The sequence below is a fragment of the Pseudomonas auratipiscis genome (assembly GCF_036324085.1).
Classification (GTDB): Bacteria; Pseudomonadota; Gammaproteobacteria; order Pseudomonadales; family Pseudomonadaceae; genus Aquipseudomonas; species Aquipseudomonas auratipiscis.
This window is the reverse complement of the sequence record NZ_JAZDCU010000014.1, coordinates 1-18651: the sequence shown is the minus strand read 5'-3', so window position 1 is coordinate 18651 and position 18651 is coordinate 1. Positions and strand designations below refer to the sequence as shown.

Annotated in this window: 20 protein-coding genes; 3 read left to right on the top strand and 17 right to left on the bottom strand. The window is 62.0% G+C overall.

From position 1 onward, the window contains the following. Positions 1–2: 2 nt before the first annotated feature. Complete coding sequence (locus V0R60_RS18745) at positions 3–926, bottom strand: ABC transporter permease (RefSeq protein WP_330080012.1); 924 nt, start codon at positions 924–926, stop codon at positions 3–5. Then, on the bottom strand, positions 923–1948 hold the full coding sequence (locus tag V0R60_RS18740; RefSeq protein ID WP_330080013.1) for an ABC transporter substrate-binding protein: 1026 nt from the start codon (positions 1946–1948) through the stop codon (positions 923–925). The genes V0R60_RS18745 and V0R60_RS18740 overlap by 4 nt, the downstream gene beginning before the upstream one ends. Before the next feature lie 284 nt (positions 1949–2232). Between V0R60_RS18740 and V0R60_RS18735 the strand changes: the two genes are divergently transcribed. Further along, positions 2233–2421, top strand: a complete 189-nt coding sequence (locus V0R60_RS18735) for a hypothetical protein (protein WP_136476713.1) — start codon at positions 2233–2235, stop codon at positions 2419–2421. A gap of 25 nt (positions 2422–2446) precedes the next feature. Here the strand turns inward: V0R60_RS18735 and ribBA are convergent, their stop codons facing one another. Then, positions 2447–3556, bottom strand: a complete 1110-nt coding sequence (ribBA, locus tag V0R60_RS18730; protein WP_330080014.1) for a bifunctional 3,4-dihydroxy-2-butanone-4-phosphate synthase/GTP cyclohydrolase II — start codon at positions 3554–3556, stop codon at positions 2447–2449. A 75-nt stretch (positions 3557–3631) separates the two neighbouring features. On the opposite strand from ribBA, the gene V0R60_RS18725 reads away from it, so the two are divergent. Both V0R60_RS18725 and V0R60_RS18720 read left to right on the top strand, forming a co-directional pair. Next, the gene (locus tag V0R60_RS18725) at positions 3632–3925 is read left to right on the top strand and encodes a DUF1330 domain-containing protein (RefSeq protein ID WP_136476709.1); all 294 of its coding nucleotides are present in this window, start codon (positions 3632–3634) and stop codon (positions 3923–3925) included. Between the two features lie 93 nt (positions 3926–4018). Then, a complete protein-coding gene (locus V0R60_RS18720; protein ID WP_136476707.1) occupies positions 4019–5026 on the top strand; it encodes an Ldh family oxidoreductase in 1008 nt (335 codons plus the stop codon). An 85-nt stretch (positions 5027–5111) separates the two neighbouring features. On the opposite strand, the gene V0R60_RS18715 is transcribed toward V0R60_RS18720, so the two are convergent. The 14 genes from V0R60_RS18715 to V0R60_RS18650 all read right to left on the bottom strand — a co-directional run bounded on the left by V0R60_RS18715 (position 5112) and on the right by V0R60_RS18650 (position 18302). Then, positions 5112–6692, bottom strand: a complete 1581-nt coding sequence (locus V0R60_RS18715; RefSeq protein WP_330080015.1) for an aldehyde dehydrogenase (NADP(+)) — start codon at positions 6690–6692, stop codon at positions 5112–5114. 25 nt (positions 6693–6717) lie between these two features. After that, positions 6718–6864, bottom strand: coding sequence for a hypothetical protein (locus V0R60_RS18710; protein WP_375547280.1), 147 nt, complete (start codon positions 6862–6864; stop codon positions 6718–6720). A 70-nt stretch (positions 6865–6934) separates the two neighbouring features. Beyond that, positions 6935–7852, bottom strand: a complete 918-nt coding sequence (locus V0R60_RS18705; protein WP_330080016.1) for a dihydrodipicolinate synthase family protein — start codon at positions 7850–7852, stop codon at positions 6935–6937. Between the two features lie 124 nt (positions 7853–7976). Further along, positions 7977–9005, bottom strand: coding sequence for a trans-3-hydroxy-L-proline dehydratase (locus V0R60_RS18700; protein ID WP_330080017.1), 1029 nt, complete (start codon positions 9003–9005; stop codon positions 7977–7979). A gap of 69 nt (positions 9006–9074) precedes the next feature. After that, entirely contained in the window at positions 9075–9797 is a 723-nt protein-coding gene (locus V0R60_RS18695) for an amino acid ABC transporter ATP-binding protein (RefSeq protein WP_136476696.1), read from the bottom strand. Continuing rightward, positions 9790–10440 carry an amino acid ABC transporter permease gene (locus tag V0R60_RS18690; RefSeq protein ID WP_330080018.1) on the bottom strand — a complete coding sequence of 217 codons (651 nt, stop codon included), beginning with the start codon at positions 10438–10440 and terminating at the stop codon, positions 9790–9792. The genes V0R60_RS18695 and V0R60_RS18690 overlap by 8 nt, the downstream gene beginning before the upstream one ends. A gap of 10 nt (positions 10441–10450) precedes the next feature. Next, a complete protein-coding gene (locus V0R60_RS18685) occupies positions 10451–11116 on the bottom strand; it encodes an amino acid ABC transporter permease (RefSeq protein WP_136476692.1) in 666 nt (221 codons plus the stop codon). Then, positions 11109–12899, bottom strand: a complete 1791-nt coding sequence (gene lhpI, locus V0R60_RS18680; protein ID WP_330080019.1) for a cis-3-hydroxy-L-proline dehydratase — start codon at positions 12897–12899, stop codon at positions 11109–11111. The genes V0R60_RS18685 and lhpI overlap by 8 nt, the downstream gene beginning before the upstream one ends. A 10-nt stretch (positions 12900–12909) precedes the next feature. After that, positions 12910–13728 carry an ABC transporter substrate-binding protein gene (locus V0R60_RS18675; protein WP_136476688.1) on the bottom strand — a complete coding sequence of 273 codons (819 nt, stop codon included), beginning with the start codon at positions 13726–13728 and terminating at the stop codon, positions 12910–12912. A gap of 241 nt (positions 13729–13969) precedes the next feature. Further along, entirely contained in the window at positions 13970–14719 is a 750-nt protein-coding gene (locus V0R60_RS18670) for an AraC family transcriptional regulator (RefSeq protein ID WP_330080020.1), read from the bottom strand. Between the two features lie 56 nt (positions 14720–14775). Beyond that, positions 14776–16032, bottom strand: coding sequence for an FAD/NAD(P)-binding oxidoreductase (locus V0R60_RS18665; RefSeq protein WP_330080021.1), 1257 nt, complete (start codon positions 16030–16032; stop codon positions 14776–14778). Beyond that, a complete protein-coding gene (locus V0R60_RS18660; RefSeq protein ID WP_330080022.1) occupies positions 16029–16265 on the bottom strand; it encodes a (2Fe-2S)-binding protein in 237 nt (78 codons plus the stop codon). The genes V0R60_RS18665 and V0R60_RS18660 overlap by 4 nt, the downstream gene beginning before the upstream one ends. Continuing rightward, positions 16258–17373 (bottom strand): NAD(P)/FAD-dependent oxidoreductase, encoded by a 1116-nt coding sequence (locus tag V0R60_RS18655; protein ID WP_330080023.1) that lies wholly within the window; start codon positions 17371–17373, stop codon positions 16258–16260. The genes V0R60_RS18660 and V0R60_RS18655 overlap by 8 nt, the downstream gene beginning before the upstream one ends. Next, the gene (locus V0R60_RS18650; RefSeq protein WP_136476678.1) at positions 17370–18302 is read right to left on the bottom strand and encodes a 4-hydroxyproline epimerase; all 933 of its coding nucleotides are present in this window, start codon (positions 18300–18302) and stop codon (positions 17370–17372) included. Before V0R60_RS18650 ends, V0R60_RS18655 begins: the two co-directional genes overlap by 4 nt. Between the last annotated feature and the right edge of the window lie 349 nt (positions 18303–18651).

Below are 18651 nucleotides of genomic sequence, written 5' to 3'. Positions count from 1 at the left end.
GCTCACCTCCCGTTGCTGTTGCCGACCGGGGATTCCGGTTGCAACTTCAGGTAGAAGTAGAACAGCACCAGGGTGATGGCGATCAGCAATGCAGCAGCAGCGCTGGCCAGGCCCCAATTGAGGAACGATTGCACCTGCTGGACAATGAACTCAGGCAGCATCATGTTCTGCGCACCGCCCAGCAAGGCTGGCGTCACGTAGTACCCCAGCGACATCACGAAGACCATCAAGGCGCCGGAAAACAGCCCGGAACGGCACAGTGGCAAGAACACCTTGAAGAAGTTGGTCCAGGGGCTGGCGCCGCAGATCGAGCCTGCCTGCAAGACCATCGGGTCGATGGCCTGCATGGTGGCCTGCAGGGGCAGGACGATAAAGGGGATCATGATGTAGCTCATGCCGATGACCACGCCGGTGAGGTTATGGACCATCTCCAGCGGCGCATCGATGATGCCCAGTGCCATCAGCATTTTGTTGATCACACCCGACGCTTGCAGCAGCACCAGCCAGGAGTAGGTGCGCGCCAGCAGGCTGGTCCACATCGACAGCAGCACTATGTTCAGCAGCCAGCGTCCCCAGCCGCGGGGCACCAGGGTAATCGCCCAGGCCAGGGGAAAGCCCAACAGTACGCTGATCAGGGTTACCAGGCCGGCTACCGAAAAGGTGTTGAACAACACGCGCGCGTAGGCTGAGTTGGCGAACAGTTGCTCGTAGTTACCAAGGCCCGGTACGGGCTCCAACACGCCGCGCAGCAGCAGGCCGATCAGCGGCGCGAAAAAGAACAGGCCGAGGAACAGCAAGGCCGGGAGCAGGTTACGGCTACCTCGCCAGCGCTGACGAAATGGGGTCGTGTGCGTCACTGCCGCTCCCTGGGTGCCGTTGCCGGGAGCACCGGATGCAGCGTGCAAGGCATTGATCGCGACTTTCATTTGACCAGCCACTCATTCCAGCGGGTGGCGATGGTCGGCCCGTTCTTGGCCCAATAGGCAAAGTCCAGGGTGACTTGATCCTGTGCGTAAGCGGTTGGCAGGTTAGAGGCCAGTTCGGGTTTGAGCAGGCCGATGCTGTCGAGGTTTACTGGGGCGTAGGCAGTCAGATTGGCAAACTCGGCCTGGCCTTTGGCGCTGCTGGCCTCGGCAAGAAACTTCATCGCCGCTTCCTTGTTTTTTGCGCCCTTGGGAACAACTAGAAAGTCGGCCATGACCAGGTTCTGTTTCCAGCTCACACCGACCGGCGCACCGTCTTGCTGCAGGGCATAGACGCGACCGTTCCAGAACTGGCCCATGCTCACTTCACCCGAGGCCAGCAGTTGCTGGGATTGAGCGCCGCCGCCCCACCAGACGATGTCTTTCTTGATGGTGTCGAGTTTCTTGAAGGCGCGGTCCAGGTCCAGCGGATAGAGCTTGTCGGCAGCCACGCCGTCTGCCAGCAGGGCCAGTTCCAGCACGCCGGGGCTTGGCCACTTGTACAGGGCACGTTTGCCGGGGTAGGTGCTGGTGTCGAACAGTGCGCTCCAGTCCAGCGGCTTGTTGGCGCCGAGCTTGCCTTCGTTGTAGCCCAGAACGAAGGAGAAGAAGAATGAACCGACGCCATGATCGGAAACGAAGCGCGGGTCGATGCGGTCACGCTTGATGGTGTTGAAATCGAGCGGCTCAAGCAGGCCTTCGGCTGCGGCGCGCAAGGCGAAGTCGGCTTCGACATCGACCACATCCCATTGCACGTTGCCGCTTTCGACCATGGCTTTGAGTTTGCCATAGTCCGTAGGACCGTCCTGGACCACGCGGACCTTGCTGGCATCACTGAAGGGTTCGGCCCAGGCCTGCTTCTGCGCATCCTGGGTGCTGCCGCCCCAGCTGACGAAATTCAGGCTGTCGGCGGCCAGGGCAACCTGGCAGGTCAATGTCAGCAGGCTGGCAGCCAGCACTGCACTTGCGCGTTTGGTGAACAGCATAGGTACGCCCTCGTTTCTTGTGTTTATCAGCGGGCTTTGCGTTGCCCGCCTTGTAGTGGGGAGCATCAATTTCAAGCGTGGTAGCGGCTGGCGGGCCTGTCAGGTACCGGTCAGCAGATTATTCGGTCTACGGGATATCATATTATGGTATTCCAAGCTTTTCGCAAGAGCCTGGAAGCTACCGGCTATCACTGCAGCTTGATGGGTGGGCGTATAGCCACGGGCCAGAGCCTTCGTGTGCCACTGTCTATAGTGAAAGAATGTTTTCAGCCGGAGTCGTGTCCATGGAACTGATCAGCCGAGAACCGTGGTGGCGCAGGCCGCCACAGCCCGGGCAGCGCGAACAAGACCTGGAGTGGGGGTACCTGGAAATCTACAAGGATGGGCACGCGGTGTTCGTCGACCAGCGTCCCACCGACAAGGAGCTGGCCGAGCGCAAGAGTTGCCGCAATTTCCCCGAGGCGGAGCAATAGCCAAAAGTTTGCCGCAAGGCGCCAATCAGGCAGTGAAGGGGATGTTTTGCACCACTTCCAGGTCGTAGCCGGTCAACCCGGCATATTTGAGCGGCGGCCCCAAGTGACGCAGCTTGCCCACGCCAAGGTCCTGGAGAATCTGTGCGCCCGTTCCAACCTCTGAATACGTGCGCGCCTGCGCGCGCTGGTAGGGGCGCGGCGGTTGGGTCAAGTGTGGTACCCGTTCCAGCAGGGCCTGGGAGGATTCGTGGTTGGCCAGAATGACCACCACGCCATTGCCTTGTGCGGCAACTTTCTCCAGTGCCGCCCATAAGGTCCAGTTGGCAGGGCCTGCGTACTCGGCACCGACCAGGTCGCGCAGTGGGTCAATCACATGCACACGCACCAACGTTGGCTGCTCACGGCGAATGTTGCCCATGACCATAGCCATATGCACGCCGCCTTCGACACAGTCCTCGTAGGTCACCAGACGAAAGACGCCATGCACGGTAAGCAGTTCGCGTTCACCGATGCGCTTGACTGTTTGTTCGTTGCTCAGCCGGTAATGGATCAGGTCGGCGATGGTGCCGATCTTGATTCCGTGTCGGGCAGCGAACACTTCCAGATCCGGGCGACGGGCCATGGTGCCGTCGTCGTTGAGCACTTCGACAATAACTGAGGCGGGGCTGAACCCGGCCAGGCGGGCCAGGTCGCAGCCGGCTTCGGTGTGCCCGGCACGGGTCAATACACCGCCTTCCCGGGCGCGCAGCGGAAAGATGTGTCCCGGCTGTACCAGGTCTTCGGCGCGAGCATTCGCTGCGACCGCGGCGGCGACGGTGCAGGCGCGATCAGCGGCGGAAATACCGGTGGTAACGCCCTGGGCTGCCTCGATCGAGACAGTGAATGCGGTGCTGAACGCGCTGCCATTGGCGGGCACCATTTGCTCAAGGCCAAGCCGCTGACAGTGGTCATCGGTAAGGGTCAGGCAGATCAGCCCACGTGCCTCGCGCGCCATGAAGCTGATGGCCTGGGCGTCGCAGCGCTCGGCGGCGATCAACAGGTCGCCTTCGTTTTCGCGGTCTTCGTCGTCCACCAACAGGACCATCTTGCCTTGGCGGTAGTCCTCCAGGATTTCTTCGATGCTGTTGAAGGGCATTGCTGCGTACTCACTGTCAGGTTGGAAGATTTATGGTATACCATAATACATAATAACTTGAAGTGAGAGCATGCAATGAAGGCTTACTGGATTGCCCATGTCGACGTCAGCGACCCAGCGCACTATCAGCAATACACCCAGAGGGCGCCGGCTGCCTTTGCGGCCTTTGGTGGTCGTTTGCTTGCCCGGGGCGGGCGCAGCGAAGCGATGGAAGGGCGGCCAACGCCGCAACGTAGTGTGGTTATCGAATTCGATTCCTACGAGCAGGCCGTGGCCTGTTATCGCTCGGAGCAGTACCAGCAGGCGTGCAGTTATCGTCAGGGGGTAGCCCGGGCCGAGGTAATCATCGTCGAGGGTGTCGAACCCTAGACTGTGCCGAGTTCGTCATCGCTATGGGCTAAAGCGATCAAGCTTCGGCGTCAGCGCTCGGGCAGGCTGGGGTGTCTGCTCAAGGAGATGAACATGATCCGATTGACCCTGTCCGACGCCCATTCGTTGGCGAACTCGATTCTCTTGCACAACGGCTTTTCGCCAGACCATGCCAAGGCGGTCAGCGATACCATCGTCGCTGGCGAGCGCGACGGTTGTGCATCCCATGGCCTGTACCGGGTGCTGGGGTGTGTCAGCTCGTTGAAGGCTGGCAAGGTGGTGCCTGACGCACTGCCGGAAGTGATCGACCAGGCGCCATCGATCGTACGCGTCGATGCTGGCGGCGGTTTTTCGCAACTGGCGTTCCAGGCCGCCTTGCCATTGTTGCAAGCCAAGGCGAGGCGCAACGGCATCGCGGCCCTGGCGATCAATCATTGCGTGCACTTTTCAGCCCTGTGGGTCGAGATCGAGCAGTTGGCCGAGGCCGGTCTGGTTGCCTTGGCGTTTACCCCAAGCCATGCCTGGGTGGCGCCTGCCGGTGGTCATCAGCCGGTGTTCGGCACCAACCCGATTGCTTTTGGCTGGCCGCGTGCAGGCAAACATCCTTATGTATTCGACTTCGCTACCAGTGCGATTGCCCGTGGCGACATCGAACTGCATCGGCGTGCAGGCAAGGCAATTCCCGAAGGATGGGGCGTGGACGAGCAGGGCAAGCCGAGCACCGATCCCAACGTGGTACTCGACCGTGGCGCGATGCTGACGTTTGGCGGGCACAAGGGGTCGGCACTGGCGGCGATGGTCGAGCTGATTGCTGGGCCATTGATCGGTGACCTGACCAGTGCTGAATCACTGGCCCATGCCGATGGCAGCAAGTCGTCGCCGTACCATGGCGAATTGCTGATCGTTCTGGACCCACAGCGCTTTCTGGGAGATGCCACCGATCAACACCTGGCCCGGGCCGAAGCGGTGTTCGAGAACATCGAAGGACAGGGCGCGCGGTTGCCATCGCAGCGTCGCTATGCCGCGCGGGCACGTAGCCTGGAGGAGGGGGTAGAAATCCCGGAAGCCTTGTACAACGACCTCAAGGCCCTATTGAATTAACCCCGCCAGTGGGCTTGGCCTAAGGTCAGGCCAGGTCAACCGAGGAGCGGGATTTCCCGCCCCTCGGGACACATAGCCTGTGTCGCTACAGTGCGGCCCGGCTACTTTGGCCATCAACCAACCGGGCAATACCCAGCGGATTGGCATTCTGCAACGCTGCTGGCAACAGCGCATCCGGACAGTTCTGATAGCACAGCGGACGCAGGAAACGATCGATGGCCAGGCTGCCGACGGAGGTGCCCCGTGCATCCGATGTCGCGGGGTAGGGGCCGCCGTGTACCATCGCATCGCAGACCTCGACGCCGGTGGGGTAGCCATTGAACAGCACGCGCCCGACTTTTTGTTCCAGTATCGGCAGCAGGTGGGCGTAGGTGTGCAAATCCTCGGGCTGCGCAATCAACGTTGCCGTAAGCTGGCCATGCAGGCTGTTCAAGACTTGCTGTAGTTGTTGGGCATCGGCCACTTCCACCACTACGGTGGCCGGACCAAACACCTCTTCCTGCAACAGCGGCTCGCCCTCAATCAATAGTCGTACATCGGCCTTGAACAACTGTGGGTGAGCTTGATTACCCACTTGCGCTTGCCCGGCAAGATGGCTGATGCCTGGATGGGCGAGCAGCGCTTGCACGCCGTTGTTGTAGCTGGCGAGGGTGCCGGCATTGAGCATGGTTTGCGCAGGCTGTTCGGCCAGTTGTGCAGCCAACTGCTCGGTGAAGACACTGAACGCCGCGCAACGAATGCCGATGACCAGCCCTGGGTTGGTACAGAATTGCCCGCAGCCGAGCACCACCGAGGCGGCCAGTTCGCGGGCGATGTGTTCGCCACGTACAGCCAGCGCCTCAGGTAGCACCAATACCGGGTTGATGCTGCTCATTTCCGCAAATACCGGAATCGGCTGCGGGCGCGCCGCAGCCATGTCGCACAGCGCCCGACCGCCTTTGAGTGAGCCGGTAAAACCAACCGCCTGGATAGCCGGGTGTTTGACCAATGCCTCGCCGACGCCAGCGCCGTAGATCATGTTGAACACACCTTTAGGCATGTCGGTCTGTTCGGCGGCGCGAATAATCGCATCGGCGACGGCCTCGGCGGTGGCCATATGACCGCTGTGCGCCTTGAACACCACCGGGCAACCGGCAGCCAGCGCCGCCGCGGTGTCGCCGCCTGCGGTGGAGAACGCCAGGGGGAAGTTGCTGGCGCCAAACACCGCCACCGGCCCTACGCCAAGACGGTACTGGCGCAGATCGGCGCGTGGCAGCGGTTGGCGATCGGGCTGTGCGCGGTCGATCCGCGCACCGAGGAAATCACCGCGGCGCAGTACCTGGGCAAACAGGCGCATCTGCCCGCTGGTGCGTGCGCGCTCGCCGAGGATACGGGCGTTGGGCAGTGCCGTTTCGCGGGTGACCAACTGGATGAAGTCATCTCCCAGCGCGTCGAGTTGCGTGGCAATAGCGTCGAGAAACTCCGCCCGGCGTAGTGGCGCCAGGCTACGAAATGCAGGGTACGCTTGGGCTGCGGCGTTAGCAGCGGCATCCACCTCTTCGCCGGTAGCCTGATGAAAGTAGTAGGGTAAGGCTGCACCGCTGCTGGCTTCGTGGCTGCGCAGCGTTAGCTTGCCGGCAGCGCTGCGCGCACCGCCGATGTAGTTGTGGCCGATGATATCCGGCATGGAACACTCCTGTTGAAGGGGTTATTCAAGCTAAAGAATTACCTAGGCGAGCAGCGCTGGTTTGCCCGGCGGCAATACGCCCATCGGCGCGGGCGTCGACTTCGTGCAGCGACTTGCCACGGGTCTTGCGCGTGAGGTCGACGGCAAGGGTCGAGATCCGCGAAGCACCCACCAGGATCCAGGCAAAGAGGGGGGCGCAAAACAGGCGGGCCGGCTCCTGGGGGCGCCGGCCCGGTTGTCACTCAGAGGCCGACGTCTGGCAGATGCGGACGCTTGGCCAGGGCTTTGGCCATGATCTGCTCAACGTAGACCCGATCAGCTTCTGGCAGCGCCAGACGCGGAGGACGAGTCAGCGCGCTACCACGACCGGCGATCGCTTCACAGAGCTTGATGCACTGCACAAGGTCGGCGCGGGCATCAAGGTGCAGGATTGGCATCAGCCACTCGTAGATCGGCATGGCTTCGGCGAAGCGTCCGGCCTTGGCCAGGCGGAAGATGGTTTCGCCTTCTTTGGGGAACACGTTGGACATGCCCGACACCCAGCCCTGGGCGCCCACGGCAATGCTTTCCAGAACCACGTCGTCCAGGCCGGCAAACAGTACGAACCGGTCGCCTACCTCGTTGCGCACATCGATGAAGCGGCGGGTGTCGCCCGAAGAGTCCTTGAAGCACACCACGTTCTCGCAGTCGGCCAGGGAAATCAGGATGTCCGGGGTGACGTCGTTCTTGTAGATCGGTGGGTTGTTGTAAACCATCAGCGGCACGTCAGTGTGCTTGGCCACGTAGCGGTAGTGCTCGGCGGTCTCGAACGGTTTCGAGCCGTAGACCAGTGCCGGCATCAACATCACACCGTCAACGCCGACCTGACGCACTGCGTTGGCGACTTTGGCAGCTTGCACGCTGGTGAACTCAGCCACGCCGCAAATCACCGGAACCCGGCCACGCGAGGCATCGACGGCGACTTCGGTCACGGCGATTTTTTCTTCGGCGGTCAGCGAGGTGTTCTCACCGACAGAACCACACACCACCAGGCCAGAGACGCCGTCACGGATCACGTTGGAAATGACCTCGTGGGTCTTTTCCAGGTTGATCGAGAAGTCGTCGTTGAATTGGGTGGTGACCGCAGGGAAGACGCCGCTCCAGTTTACGTACTTGCTCATGATGTTCTCCGGTTGTTTATTGTATTTCGTATACGATATTTGAAGTGCCTATATTCGACCAGGTTTTTTTTCGCGTATTACTGACCGATTAACAGGGGTGGTTTTTAAATCAAGGGGTTAGCGATCATGCGCCGGGCCATGTGTCCGACAGTCGGTAGCCTTGCGGCCAAGGGTCGCTTGGATCGAGCATCAATTGATGGGTACCGGTGATCCAGGCTCGCCCGGAAATACACGGATAGATGGCCGGGCGACCGTCTATTTGTGTTTGCGACTCGATGCGGCAATCGAATTGCGAACCGATGATTGAACGGCCGATAAAACGGTCACCCACCTTCAGCACGCCTTTGGCCTGCATTACTGCCATGCGCGCCGAACAGCCGGTGCCGCAGGGCGAGCGGTCGATCTTGCCGGGACGGATAACCACTGCATTGGCGCCGGTGGCAATGCCGTTCTCGTACTCGATGGGGGCGGCGATCTGACAGAAGGACAAGTGCGACCAATCCGGGTTCGTCGGGTGACGAAAGCCCAACTGTTCATTGGCGGCGCGGGTGATCTTCAGTCCGATCTCGACGATGTCCTTTGCTTCGTCGGGGCGTATGGCAAAGCCCAATTGGCGGGCATCGGCAATGGCGAAACTATCGCCGCCATAGGCGGTGTCGACCTGCAGTGAGCCATGGCCTTCGACTTCGATCCAGGCATCCAGGCGATCAGCGAAGGAGGGCACGTTTTTCACCTCGACCCGCTGCACCTTGCCGTCGCGACATTGCGCGACGGCTTCGATCAGACCGCCGGGTGCTTCCAGGACCAGGCGGGTTTCAGGTTCGGTCATCGGCAGGATGCCGCTGTCGAGCAACACCGTGGACACGCACAGCGAGTTCGAGCCGGACATGGGTGGGGTGTCCGCCGGCTCCATGATGATCCAGGCCATCTGCGCGCGTGGATCCTTGGGCGGCACCAGCAGGTTGACGTGGCGGAACACGCCGCCGCGGGGTTCGTTGAGGACGAAGTTGCGCAGGGTCTCGTCGCGGGCGATCCAGCGCGACTGTTCCCAGACCGTAGCGCCAAGAGGTGGGGCGACGCCGCCGACGATGACGTCGCCGACTTCTCCTTCGGCGTGGCAACTGACGATGTGGATGATCTTCGAAGAGCGCATTCGGGGAAGGTCCTTATGTTGAGTACCGCCTTCGTGACGGTGGGGTTGATCCCACCGTTGTGGATGCTGCTATTTCACCGACTTCAGGAAAGCCGCGGTCTCAGGCTGCGTCGGGTTGCCGATCACTTGCTCCGGCGAGCCGATCTCATGCACCAGGCCGTTACGGAAAAACGCCACCCGGTCCGAGACATCCCGGGCAAAACGTATCTCGTGGGTGACCAGCACCATGGTCATGCCGTCTTCGGCCAACATGCGCATGGTGTCCAGTACCTCACCCACCAGTTGCGGGTCGAGCGCCGAGGTGGCTTCGTCGAAGAGCATGTAGTCCGGCGACATGGCCAGCGCCCGGGCAATCGCCATGCGCTGCTGCTGGCCCCCGGACAATTTGCCGGGGAAGGTCTTGAGCTTGTCGCCTAGTCCCACGTGGGTCAGTTGCTTGACGGCCAGCTCTTCAGCTTGCTCCTTGCTTTTGCCCAGCACCTTGCGCGGCGCGAGCATCACGTTCTCCAGAACGGTCAGGTGCGGAAAGGCGTTCCATTGCTGGAAGACGATGCCGATCTTCTGCCGCAGGCGGTTCAGGTCCGTGGCGCGGTTGTGCACCTCGATGCCATCGACGCGAATGCTGCCTTTCTGGATTGGCTCCAGGCCGTTGATGCACATCAGCAAGGTCGATTTACCCGAGCCGGAGCCACCGATGATCGACACCACTTCGCCTTTGTCCACGGTCAGGCTCACACCCTTGACCACTTCAAGGTTGCCGAAGGATTTATGTACGTTCTGGATCTCAATCATTTTCTTGCCACCTTGTTTCCAGGCGGGCGCCCAATCGGGCAACCACCAGGCTCATGACGTAGTAGATGAGGCCCGCGATGCACAGCACCAGCAGGGGTTCCTGAATCCGTGTAACGATGGTCTGCGAGGCGCGCAGCAGTTCGACGATGCCGATCCACATCACCAGTGCGGTGTCTTTCATCACCCCCAGTACCAGGTTCAGCCAGCCGGGAAACGCCACCCGGGTTGCCATTGGCAGAACGATCCAGCGCAGGTCCTGCAGGTAGCTCATGCCCAGCGAACGGCTGGCGCGGCGCACGCTCAACGCTACCGACAGCACACCACCCCGAACGATTTCGGTGAAGTAAGCGGCGGTGTACACGCCCAGCACGATGCAGCCGACACTGAAGGCACTGATGTCCAGTCCGACGATGCTCTTGAACGAGTTGAACAGCACGAACTGGATCAACAGCGGTACGCTGCGAAACACATCCAGTATCCAAGCGAGCGGCAGGCTCAGGCGCGGCCACAAGGCACGCGCCAGGCCGAACAGCAAGCCCGCGAAGGTGCCGATCAGAATGGCCCAGAAGGTCAGTTGCAAGGTGACCCACGCCCCTTCGAGGAGGAACATGAAGTCGTTCCAGGTAAAACCGGTGGAAAACATGTCGAGCTCCTCAGTAGCGGAACAGCCGCCAGGCCATCAGCCGCGCGACTGCGACAATCGCCTTGGCGATCACGTAGTAGAGGGCCGCCGCCAGGGCGAAGTATTCGAAGGTGCGGAAGGTCTTGACGTTGTAATCCTGGGTCACGCCGGTCAGGTCGTTGTTCAGGCCCACGATCACCCCCAGTGAGGTCATCAGCACCGCCCAGACCATTTGGTTGGTCAACGGGTAGAACACCACGCGCAACAGCTGCGGAATGATGATCATCCGGTAAGCCTGGAAGGCGCTCATGCCCAGCGAGCGCGCTGCGCGCATTTGCGTGGTCGGCACCGCCTTGAGACCGCCGCGAAAGTTCTCTGCCAGGTAGCCTGCGTTGTTGAAGGTGATCCCGGCCAACAGGGCGATCCAGGAGCTGACGTGCATACCCATCGAACCGAGGCCGAAGTACAGGATGTAGATCTGGAACAACGACGGCGTGTTGCGGGCGATGGATACCCAGGTGTTGGCAAAGCCGCGCAGCAGGGGTTGCTTACCTTGGCGCATCACAGTCAGGGCCAGGGCGATGAGCACACCGAGGATCATCGACAGGGCCGCGGTCTCGAAGGTCACCCAGGCGCCGGCGAGCATGTCCGGAAGGGCGCGCAGGGCTGCGCGCCATTGGAAGGTATAATCAAACATGCGCGGGACTCTCCTTGAATGCAGCGGGTTGCAGCCAGGTCGGTAGCCGTCCGCTGGCCACGCCGCTGCAGGCCGACTCCACGCATTCGCCAAGGCTGGCAAAATGCACCGGGCGGCCGGCCAGGCCTGGCCCGTAGTGGGCGTATTTGCCGGAGTTGGTCATCAGCGTGCGTGCGCTGGGCGGGATTACCGGCTCTCCCAGCATGCACCAGCAGGTATCGGTCACCAGGGTTGCGCCGAAGCGTTCGAGCCCGTCGATATGCCCGGCAGCACGCGCCTGTTCCAGCACCGCACGGCCACAGGTGATCGCCAGCACCACTTGCGGATGTTTGCTGCGGCCCTGGCACAAACGATCCAGCGCCGCGAACTCGCTGAAGGAAAAGTGCGGATTACCCAGCGACACCACATCGACTCGGGGCTCGCGGGCGCTGTTGAGCTCGCGCCAGCTGTGTAGCAGGTCGCTCAGTTGCAGGCGCTCGCAAGGCAAGTGGGCGGCTGGCTCGAGTACCTGCGTGGAGTCCAGTGCCTCGGGTGTAACCCCGGCAATGTGGAACAAGGGGGCCGCGGAGGTGGTGGCGAAGGCTGCCCCAAAGGCCTTGAGATCGTCGAGGCTGGGGTGGGCCTGTTCCAACCCACGCACCAGCGGAATCCGAGAGCCCGATAGCGCACCGATGTGGTAGCCGAGCAGCGGGTAGAAACTGTCATCCAGGGTGTCCAGTGCCGGCAACTCGACAATCAGCTGCGCCTTGCGTTGCTCGTCCAGGTGACAACCAATGCTCGGTGCACGACCGGTCAAGGCGATGCAGATATCGAGGTAGTCGGGGTACTTCAGAGTGCGCGCGCCCAGAACGCTGTTGGCATAGACCACCGCGTTGGACTCGGCCCAGACGATTTGTTCGCCCAGCGTCGGTGCACTGTCCAGCAGGTAGGGCGCGCAGGTGAAGCTCAACTGCGCGCCCATGGCCATATAGGCGTCGCCCAGGGCACTGGCGGGCTCGCCGAGCGCTGGGTCGATGCCCAATTCGCGCCAGCGGCGCTGGTCTACCGAAATGGAATTGAGTGTGGTCGGCACGCGCACCTTCGCGCCCCATTGCACCAGCTGTTGGGCAAAGCGCAGGCTCGCCGGACCGGTATAAATACAGCCGTCGATGTGTGCCTGGGTCACGTCCAGCAGTTGCTCGGCGCCTTGCAACTCGGCCATGCGCAGGACAATCTGCATCGCAATTTGCGCGGCCTTGCCGTGAGTGCCGTCGAGCAATGCGCGGTCGCTCGGTGCCAGGTTCAGGTTGCTACTGAAGGTATTGAAAACCTTGGCGCCAGGGCAGAACGCCGGGGCCTGCCAGTGATCGGCAGGCGCCTGGGCAAAGAGCTCAAGGTGTCGTCCTTCGAGCCGGGCAAAACCTGCCCCGGACAATTCGGCGAACGCCTCCCTGCCGATGCACAGCACCGGCAGGGAGCGCTCGAACAGGGTCTGGGCGACCAGCACCCCGAGGGTCAGGATCTCGTCGGCTTCGGTCAGCACCAGTGCTGCCGGTGCGTGGCCGTTGCTGATCAGTTCCATCATCACACTGCTGCCGGTGCAGGAGCCACGTCCGCTGGGAATCGCCAGCACGCGTCCGGCAATGCACTGGCCGCTGAGCGGATGATGACGATCGATCACTTCGCCGCTGAACGGGTCGACCCCGCCCCAGAAGCTCAGCCCGGTATCAGCGAACAACAGTTCGCCCTGGGCCGCGCCCTCGACCAGGCAGCGCCCGGCCAGGGGTTTGGGTGTGCTGATCATACCGCCCACCTCAGTAGTAGACCTGCGGTACGGTCAGGTCGGTCGGGGCGATCTCGGTCCCCACCCACTTGGTGAACAGCTCCTTGTAGCGCCCGGTACGCACTTGTTGGTTGACGAACAGGTCGAGGTAGCGCAACAGACCGTACTCATTGCGTTTGGCGCCCAGCGATACGTAGTCGATCACGTAGGGCGCGTTACCGGCGACCTTGAGGTTCTTGTATTTGCCAGACTTGAGGGTGGCGGCGGCGACCGTGTTGGTCACCACGGTGGCGTCGATATGACCTTGGGCAACCGCCAGCAGCGTGTCGTTCTGCGACTGGTAGGCACGGAAGCTGCCACTACCCCAGCTCTTCACGTCCTTTTCCAGTGCAATGGCTTCATAGGTGCCACTGGTATTGCCCAAGGCTTTGCCTTTGAGGTCGTCGAAGCTATTGATGCCGGTATTGTCGCGGGTCAGTACCACCATTTGGAAGGCGAAGTACGGCACGGTCAAACCAACGGTCTTGGCCCGTTCCAGGGTGTCGGAGGTGGACGCCACGATAACGTCTGCGCGGCCGGAGATCAGTGCAGGGATGCGGTCGGGGAAGGGGGTCTCGACCACTTCGGCGTCGACACCGAGGATTTTTGCCAGATCGTTGCAATAGTCGACGTCAAAGCCGGCTGGCTTGTTGGCTTCGTCACGAAAGCCCATCGGTGGAAAGTCGAGGGTGACGGCGCAGCGCAGCTTGCCGGAGCCAATAATATCGTCGAGCTTGTCGGCCTGGGCGTTGGCGATACAGGCAGTACTGAGAACAGCGCTGAGGGCTACGGCAAATGTGCGGTTTTTCATAGATGCCTCGTGGTCTGGGGTGTGCTGTTAGATATCGTATTGATAATTTCGTATACGATATTTTCTTAGCAATGGGCGTGCCTGTTTTTGTCCGGAACCAGCAATTGGCCGGCAGCCCGTGAGTTAGGGCACCTGTAGGAAAGTGGAGTTTTGTAGGGTGGTTTCAGTGCGGCGGGTCGACTGCAGAACGGGTGTTACGTATGGGAGCACCGCCCTTACGCGGCGCCCCATTTAGGAACACTCAGCGTTGGCTATCGCGGTACTGGCTTGGCGAAAGGCCGGTGAGCGCGCGGAATTGGCGGCTGAAGGCACTGTGGTCGGTGTAACCGCAGCGCAAAGCGATTTCGGTAATGGGCAACTCGGGGTCTTGCAGCAAGCGTGAGGCTTCTTCCAGCCGTGCCTTGTGGATCAACTGACGCGGCGTGAGCTGGAAGATGCGTTTGCAGTGACGCTCCAGTTGCGCTACGGAAAGCCCGGCGATTGCGGTCAGTTCGGCGAGACTGATCGGGCGGGTGAAATGGTGACGAATGTGCGCATCGACGGCGGCGAGCTTCTGGAACGCCGGGTGGTTGGATTGTGGTAACTGCAAGTCGCGGGAGATACCGGCCAGCCCCACGACATTGCCTTGGGCATCCTTGAGCGGGCGTTTGTGGGTCAGGCACCAGATCGACTGGTTGCCGAAATACAGGTGCAGCTCAAGCTGGTCGGCCAACTCCCGGCCACTGCTCAATACTCGCCGATCTTGTTCGGTATACAGAGGCCCGAAGCGCTCGGGGAAGACATTTTCGGCGGTCAGTCCGAGTAGGTCATCGCTGTGTTTGCGCCCGCAACGGCGTGCCAGGGTCTGGTTGACGAAAACGTAGCGCGCTTGCAGGTCCTTGATGAAGAACACCACGTCGTTCAGCGTATCGAGCAGGGGCGCAATGGGCTGTAGGCTGTCGAGCAACGTAGGCAAATCGCAGGGGGCGAGGCTGTTGAGTGTGGCGTGCATGGCGCTGACGGTCCGTGGGCGACCGTCGGGATCATAGTGCGCCCCCGCTATTTACCTCAAGCACCGGGCGTTTCGTCCAGGCACAGCAAGGTCTCGATGCGCGCCGGGCTGAACGGTGGGCGGGGTGCCGAAGGCTGCCAGCCGAACAGGTATTCGGCGGCCGCACCGCATACTCGACCCTGGCAGGCACCCATGCCGCAGCGGCTGGCCAGTTTGGCTTCACGCCAGTTGGCATGCCCGACAAGGGCCGCGTAAGGCACGTCCTCGCAGCGGCACACCAGGGTGTCGGCGCTGGCCAGCGACTTCAGCGCCGGGTCGAGGGCGAAGGCTTTGCTCAAGGCTGCAGCAAAACCATGCCAGCGCGCGCGGCGAGAAAACAATGCCTGCGCCGCCGGACGGTCACCAACCGCCGCATGGCCGGCAATGGCACCCTCGACCAGGGCCCGTTCACTGCCACCGAAACCGGTGCATTCGCCCGCGGCGTAAATGTCGGATTGTGAGGTGGCTTGCCAGGTGTTCACGGCTATTGCTTGCTGGCGCACTTCACAGCCCAAGGCTTGACCTAATTGGCTATTGGCAATCAGACCGAAGCCGCAGGCGAGTCTATCGCAGGCTATTTCCACGATTTTGCCGTTTTGCTTCAGACGCACACCTTCCAGGCGATCGCTGCCCAAGGCAGCAAGCACATGGCTGCCCGTACGGTAACTGCGGTCGAACAGGGTGAAGGATTGCAGCAACTTGTGCGGCCAGCGCGGCAATTGCGCGGCAAAGCCGGCAACTGCTGCCAGCGATGCCTGCTCGGCGATGGCCAGCAGCTTGGCGCCGTTGTCTTTGGCTGTCGCAGCGCTGGCCAACAGCAGTGGCCCGCTACCAGCGATCACCAGACGCTGGTCGCGCACCGGCAAGCCGGCTTTGATCAGCGCTTGCAAACCACCGGCACCGGTGACACCGGGCAGCGTCCAGCCGGGGAAGGGCAGGAGCAATTCGCGAGCACCGGTGCAGAGAATCAGTTTGTCATAACGAATCTGCCAACCATGCTCTGCATCCTCAACCAGCAGGGTCTTCTGGCCGGGGCAGGCGATTACCCGCGTGCCGCTGTGGTAGCGCACATTGGCACAGGCCAATACTCGTTCACGCAGTTGACGCGCCAGGGCGGGAACCTTGGCTTGCGGACCGTCGCGCCAGATCTGCCCGCCCGGTAGCGGGTTGTCGTCAAGCAGCACGATGTGTGCGGTGGTAGATGCGGCGGCTAACGCGGCTGCCAAACCGGCAGGGCCAGCACCGATAATCAGCAGGTTGGTGTATTCGCTCATGCCCGGGTCTCCACGTGCATACCCTCGCGGCACAGGGTTTGGCAGGCCAGGCGTCGGCGGCCGTCGATGTTCACGCGACACTCCTGGCAAATGCCCATGCCGCATAGCGGTGCGCGGCGTTGTCCGCCAACTGCGGTGCGCGAGCAGCCATCGCCGCCCAGTGCCAGGGCAGCGGCCACGCTGGTACCTTCAGCCACACGCAGTGGACGGCCATCGAGGATCAAGTCAGGCATGCGCGAGTGCTCCCAGGAAGCGTTGCGGCAGATAGGGTTGGGCGGCCAGGGGCGGGGTTTCGTCGAACAGTTGCGCGACCAGCAGGTCCGCCGTCGCCGGCGCCGTAGTGACGCCCAACCCTTCATGGCCGACGGCCAGCCACAGGCCGTCCTGCTGCGGATGCCGGCCCACCAGTGGCAGGCCGTCGGGGCTGGCGGCGCGAAAGCCGGTCCAGGCGCGAATGCCGTTCAACTGCGCAAGGCCGGGCATGTACTCGGTGGCGCGCTTGAGCATGCGAGCCAGCATCCAGCCTTCCACGCCCGGATCGGTGGTGCCGAACTGACGTGAGGCACCGATGAACAGTTGCCCGGTCGGACGCGGCTGGATATTGCAGGCAGTGGACGGTCCGCTGGCAGTGTGGGCACTGGTTACATAGCCCAGTTCCACCAAGGTATGGGTGACGCTACCGGGGTAGCGGTCGGTGATTAGCAAATGGCCTTTCTTCGGTTCAATGGGCAGCTCCGGGCACAGATCGGTGGCCTGGATGCCGTTGGCCAGCACCACGGCCTCGGCGCTGAGCCACTGACCGTCCTCCAGGCGCACACTGTTACCCTGTACCGCCGTGACGTGCGCACGGCGCTGCTCGATCCGGGGCGACTGCAACATCCAACGTGCGGTAGCGGGGGCGTAGAGAATGCCATCGCCATTGATCAACAGACCTCCCTCCAAGCCTTCACGCAGGGCCGGTTCGCGTTGGCGCAAGCCGCGCCCGCTAACGCGTTCGCAGACAATGCCTTGTGCGTGCAGCACACCGTATTTGTGTTCGGCCACGGCCATTTCTTCGGCATTGGCCGCTAGCCAGAGGGTGCCATTACTACGATAGGCGCAAGCGTCGGGCAGTTGCCTTGCCAATTCACGCCAGCGTTGCAACGAGTACTGGCTCAACGCTAATTCCGCGGCGTTGTCATCGAGCACCAGCAGATGGCCCATGCCGGCTGCCGTGGCGCCATGCAGCCCGGCATCCAGGACCAGCACGCGCAGGCCGCGCGCAGCCAGCGCCTGGGCACAAGCTGCGCCGATAATTCCGGCACCAATCACGATCACATCGGCCACGGCAGCGCCGCTCACGGGCGAATGCCCCAGGCGAACGGGTCGTCTTCCTGAAGGATGAGCGTAGCCTCGGCACTGATATGGGCGCGACCGCGAATGGTGGGAATGATGCGCTCGCCAGCCGTTTCGAACGAACCTTCGAAGACACTGCCAATCACGCTGGCCTGCTGCCAGGGCTGGCCGGGTTGGAGCTTGCCGTCGGCGGCCAGGCAAGCGAGCTTGGCGCTGGTACCGGTGCCACAGGGCGAACGGTCGTAGGCTTTGCCGGGGCAGAGTACAAAGTTGCGGCTATCAGCGTGAGGGTCGTCGGCAAACAGTTCGATATGGTCGATCAGGCCACCGTCTTCGCCGCGAATGCCTTGCTCATCCAGTGCCTGCTGTACTGCATAGGTGTAGGCGGTCAGCGCCTCGATGTTGTCGCCCGCAACTTGCAGGCCGTGATCGGCAATAAGAAAGAACCAGTTGCCGCCCCAGGCCACGTCGCCGACCACCAGACCAATGCCAGGCACCTCCAGCGAGAGGTCCTTGCGGTAGCGGTAGGCGGGTACATTGCGCACGCTGACAGAGTGATCTTCATGCAGCGTTGCCTGCACGGTGCCCACGGGGGTTTCGATGCTGTGCACACCCGGGCCGATACGCCCCAGGTGCGCGAGGGATACTACCAGGCCGATGGTGCCGTGGCCGCACATGCCCAGGTAGCCAGTGTTGTTGAAGAAAATCACCCCGGCGCAGGCACTCGGATCAACTGGCTCGCACAGCAGGGCGCCAACCAGTACATCGCTGCCACGCGGTTCGAGCATGCAGGCGCTGCGCCATTGGTCGTGTTGTTGGGCAAGAAGCTGGCGGCGCTCGGCCATGCTGCCTTTGCCCAGGGCAGGGAAGCCGTCGGTGACCAGGCGGGTCGGTTCACCGCCGGTGTGGGAGTCGATCACGGTAATGCGTTTCATGGGGAGGCCGCGTCCGTTCTGGGGGAGTGATCGACAGAGTGGCTTGTTGTCGGGGGCGCCGGCTTGATGCCTTTGAATCACCTGAACGACGAAATCGGCACAGTAATGACGCTGGGTCTTTTTGGAGGGTGTGGCTTGGGTGTCGATGGGCATATCCGTTTGATGGGGTGGCGCTACTGGCTGGTTTCGGCCTTACGGCGACCCACTTTTTGTCGGGGTGTATGGACTGGACACATGGTGGACATGTGTACGGAGACATAGTTGACACATTATCGCCGGCCATCCATGGCCGTCGCCCCACTACGCAAGGGTTCCATTCGGCCTGCTGAAGGGACGATTTGTGGCGTCT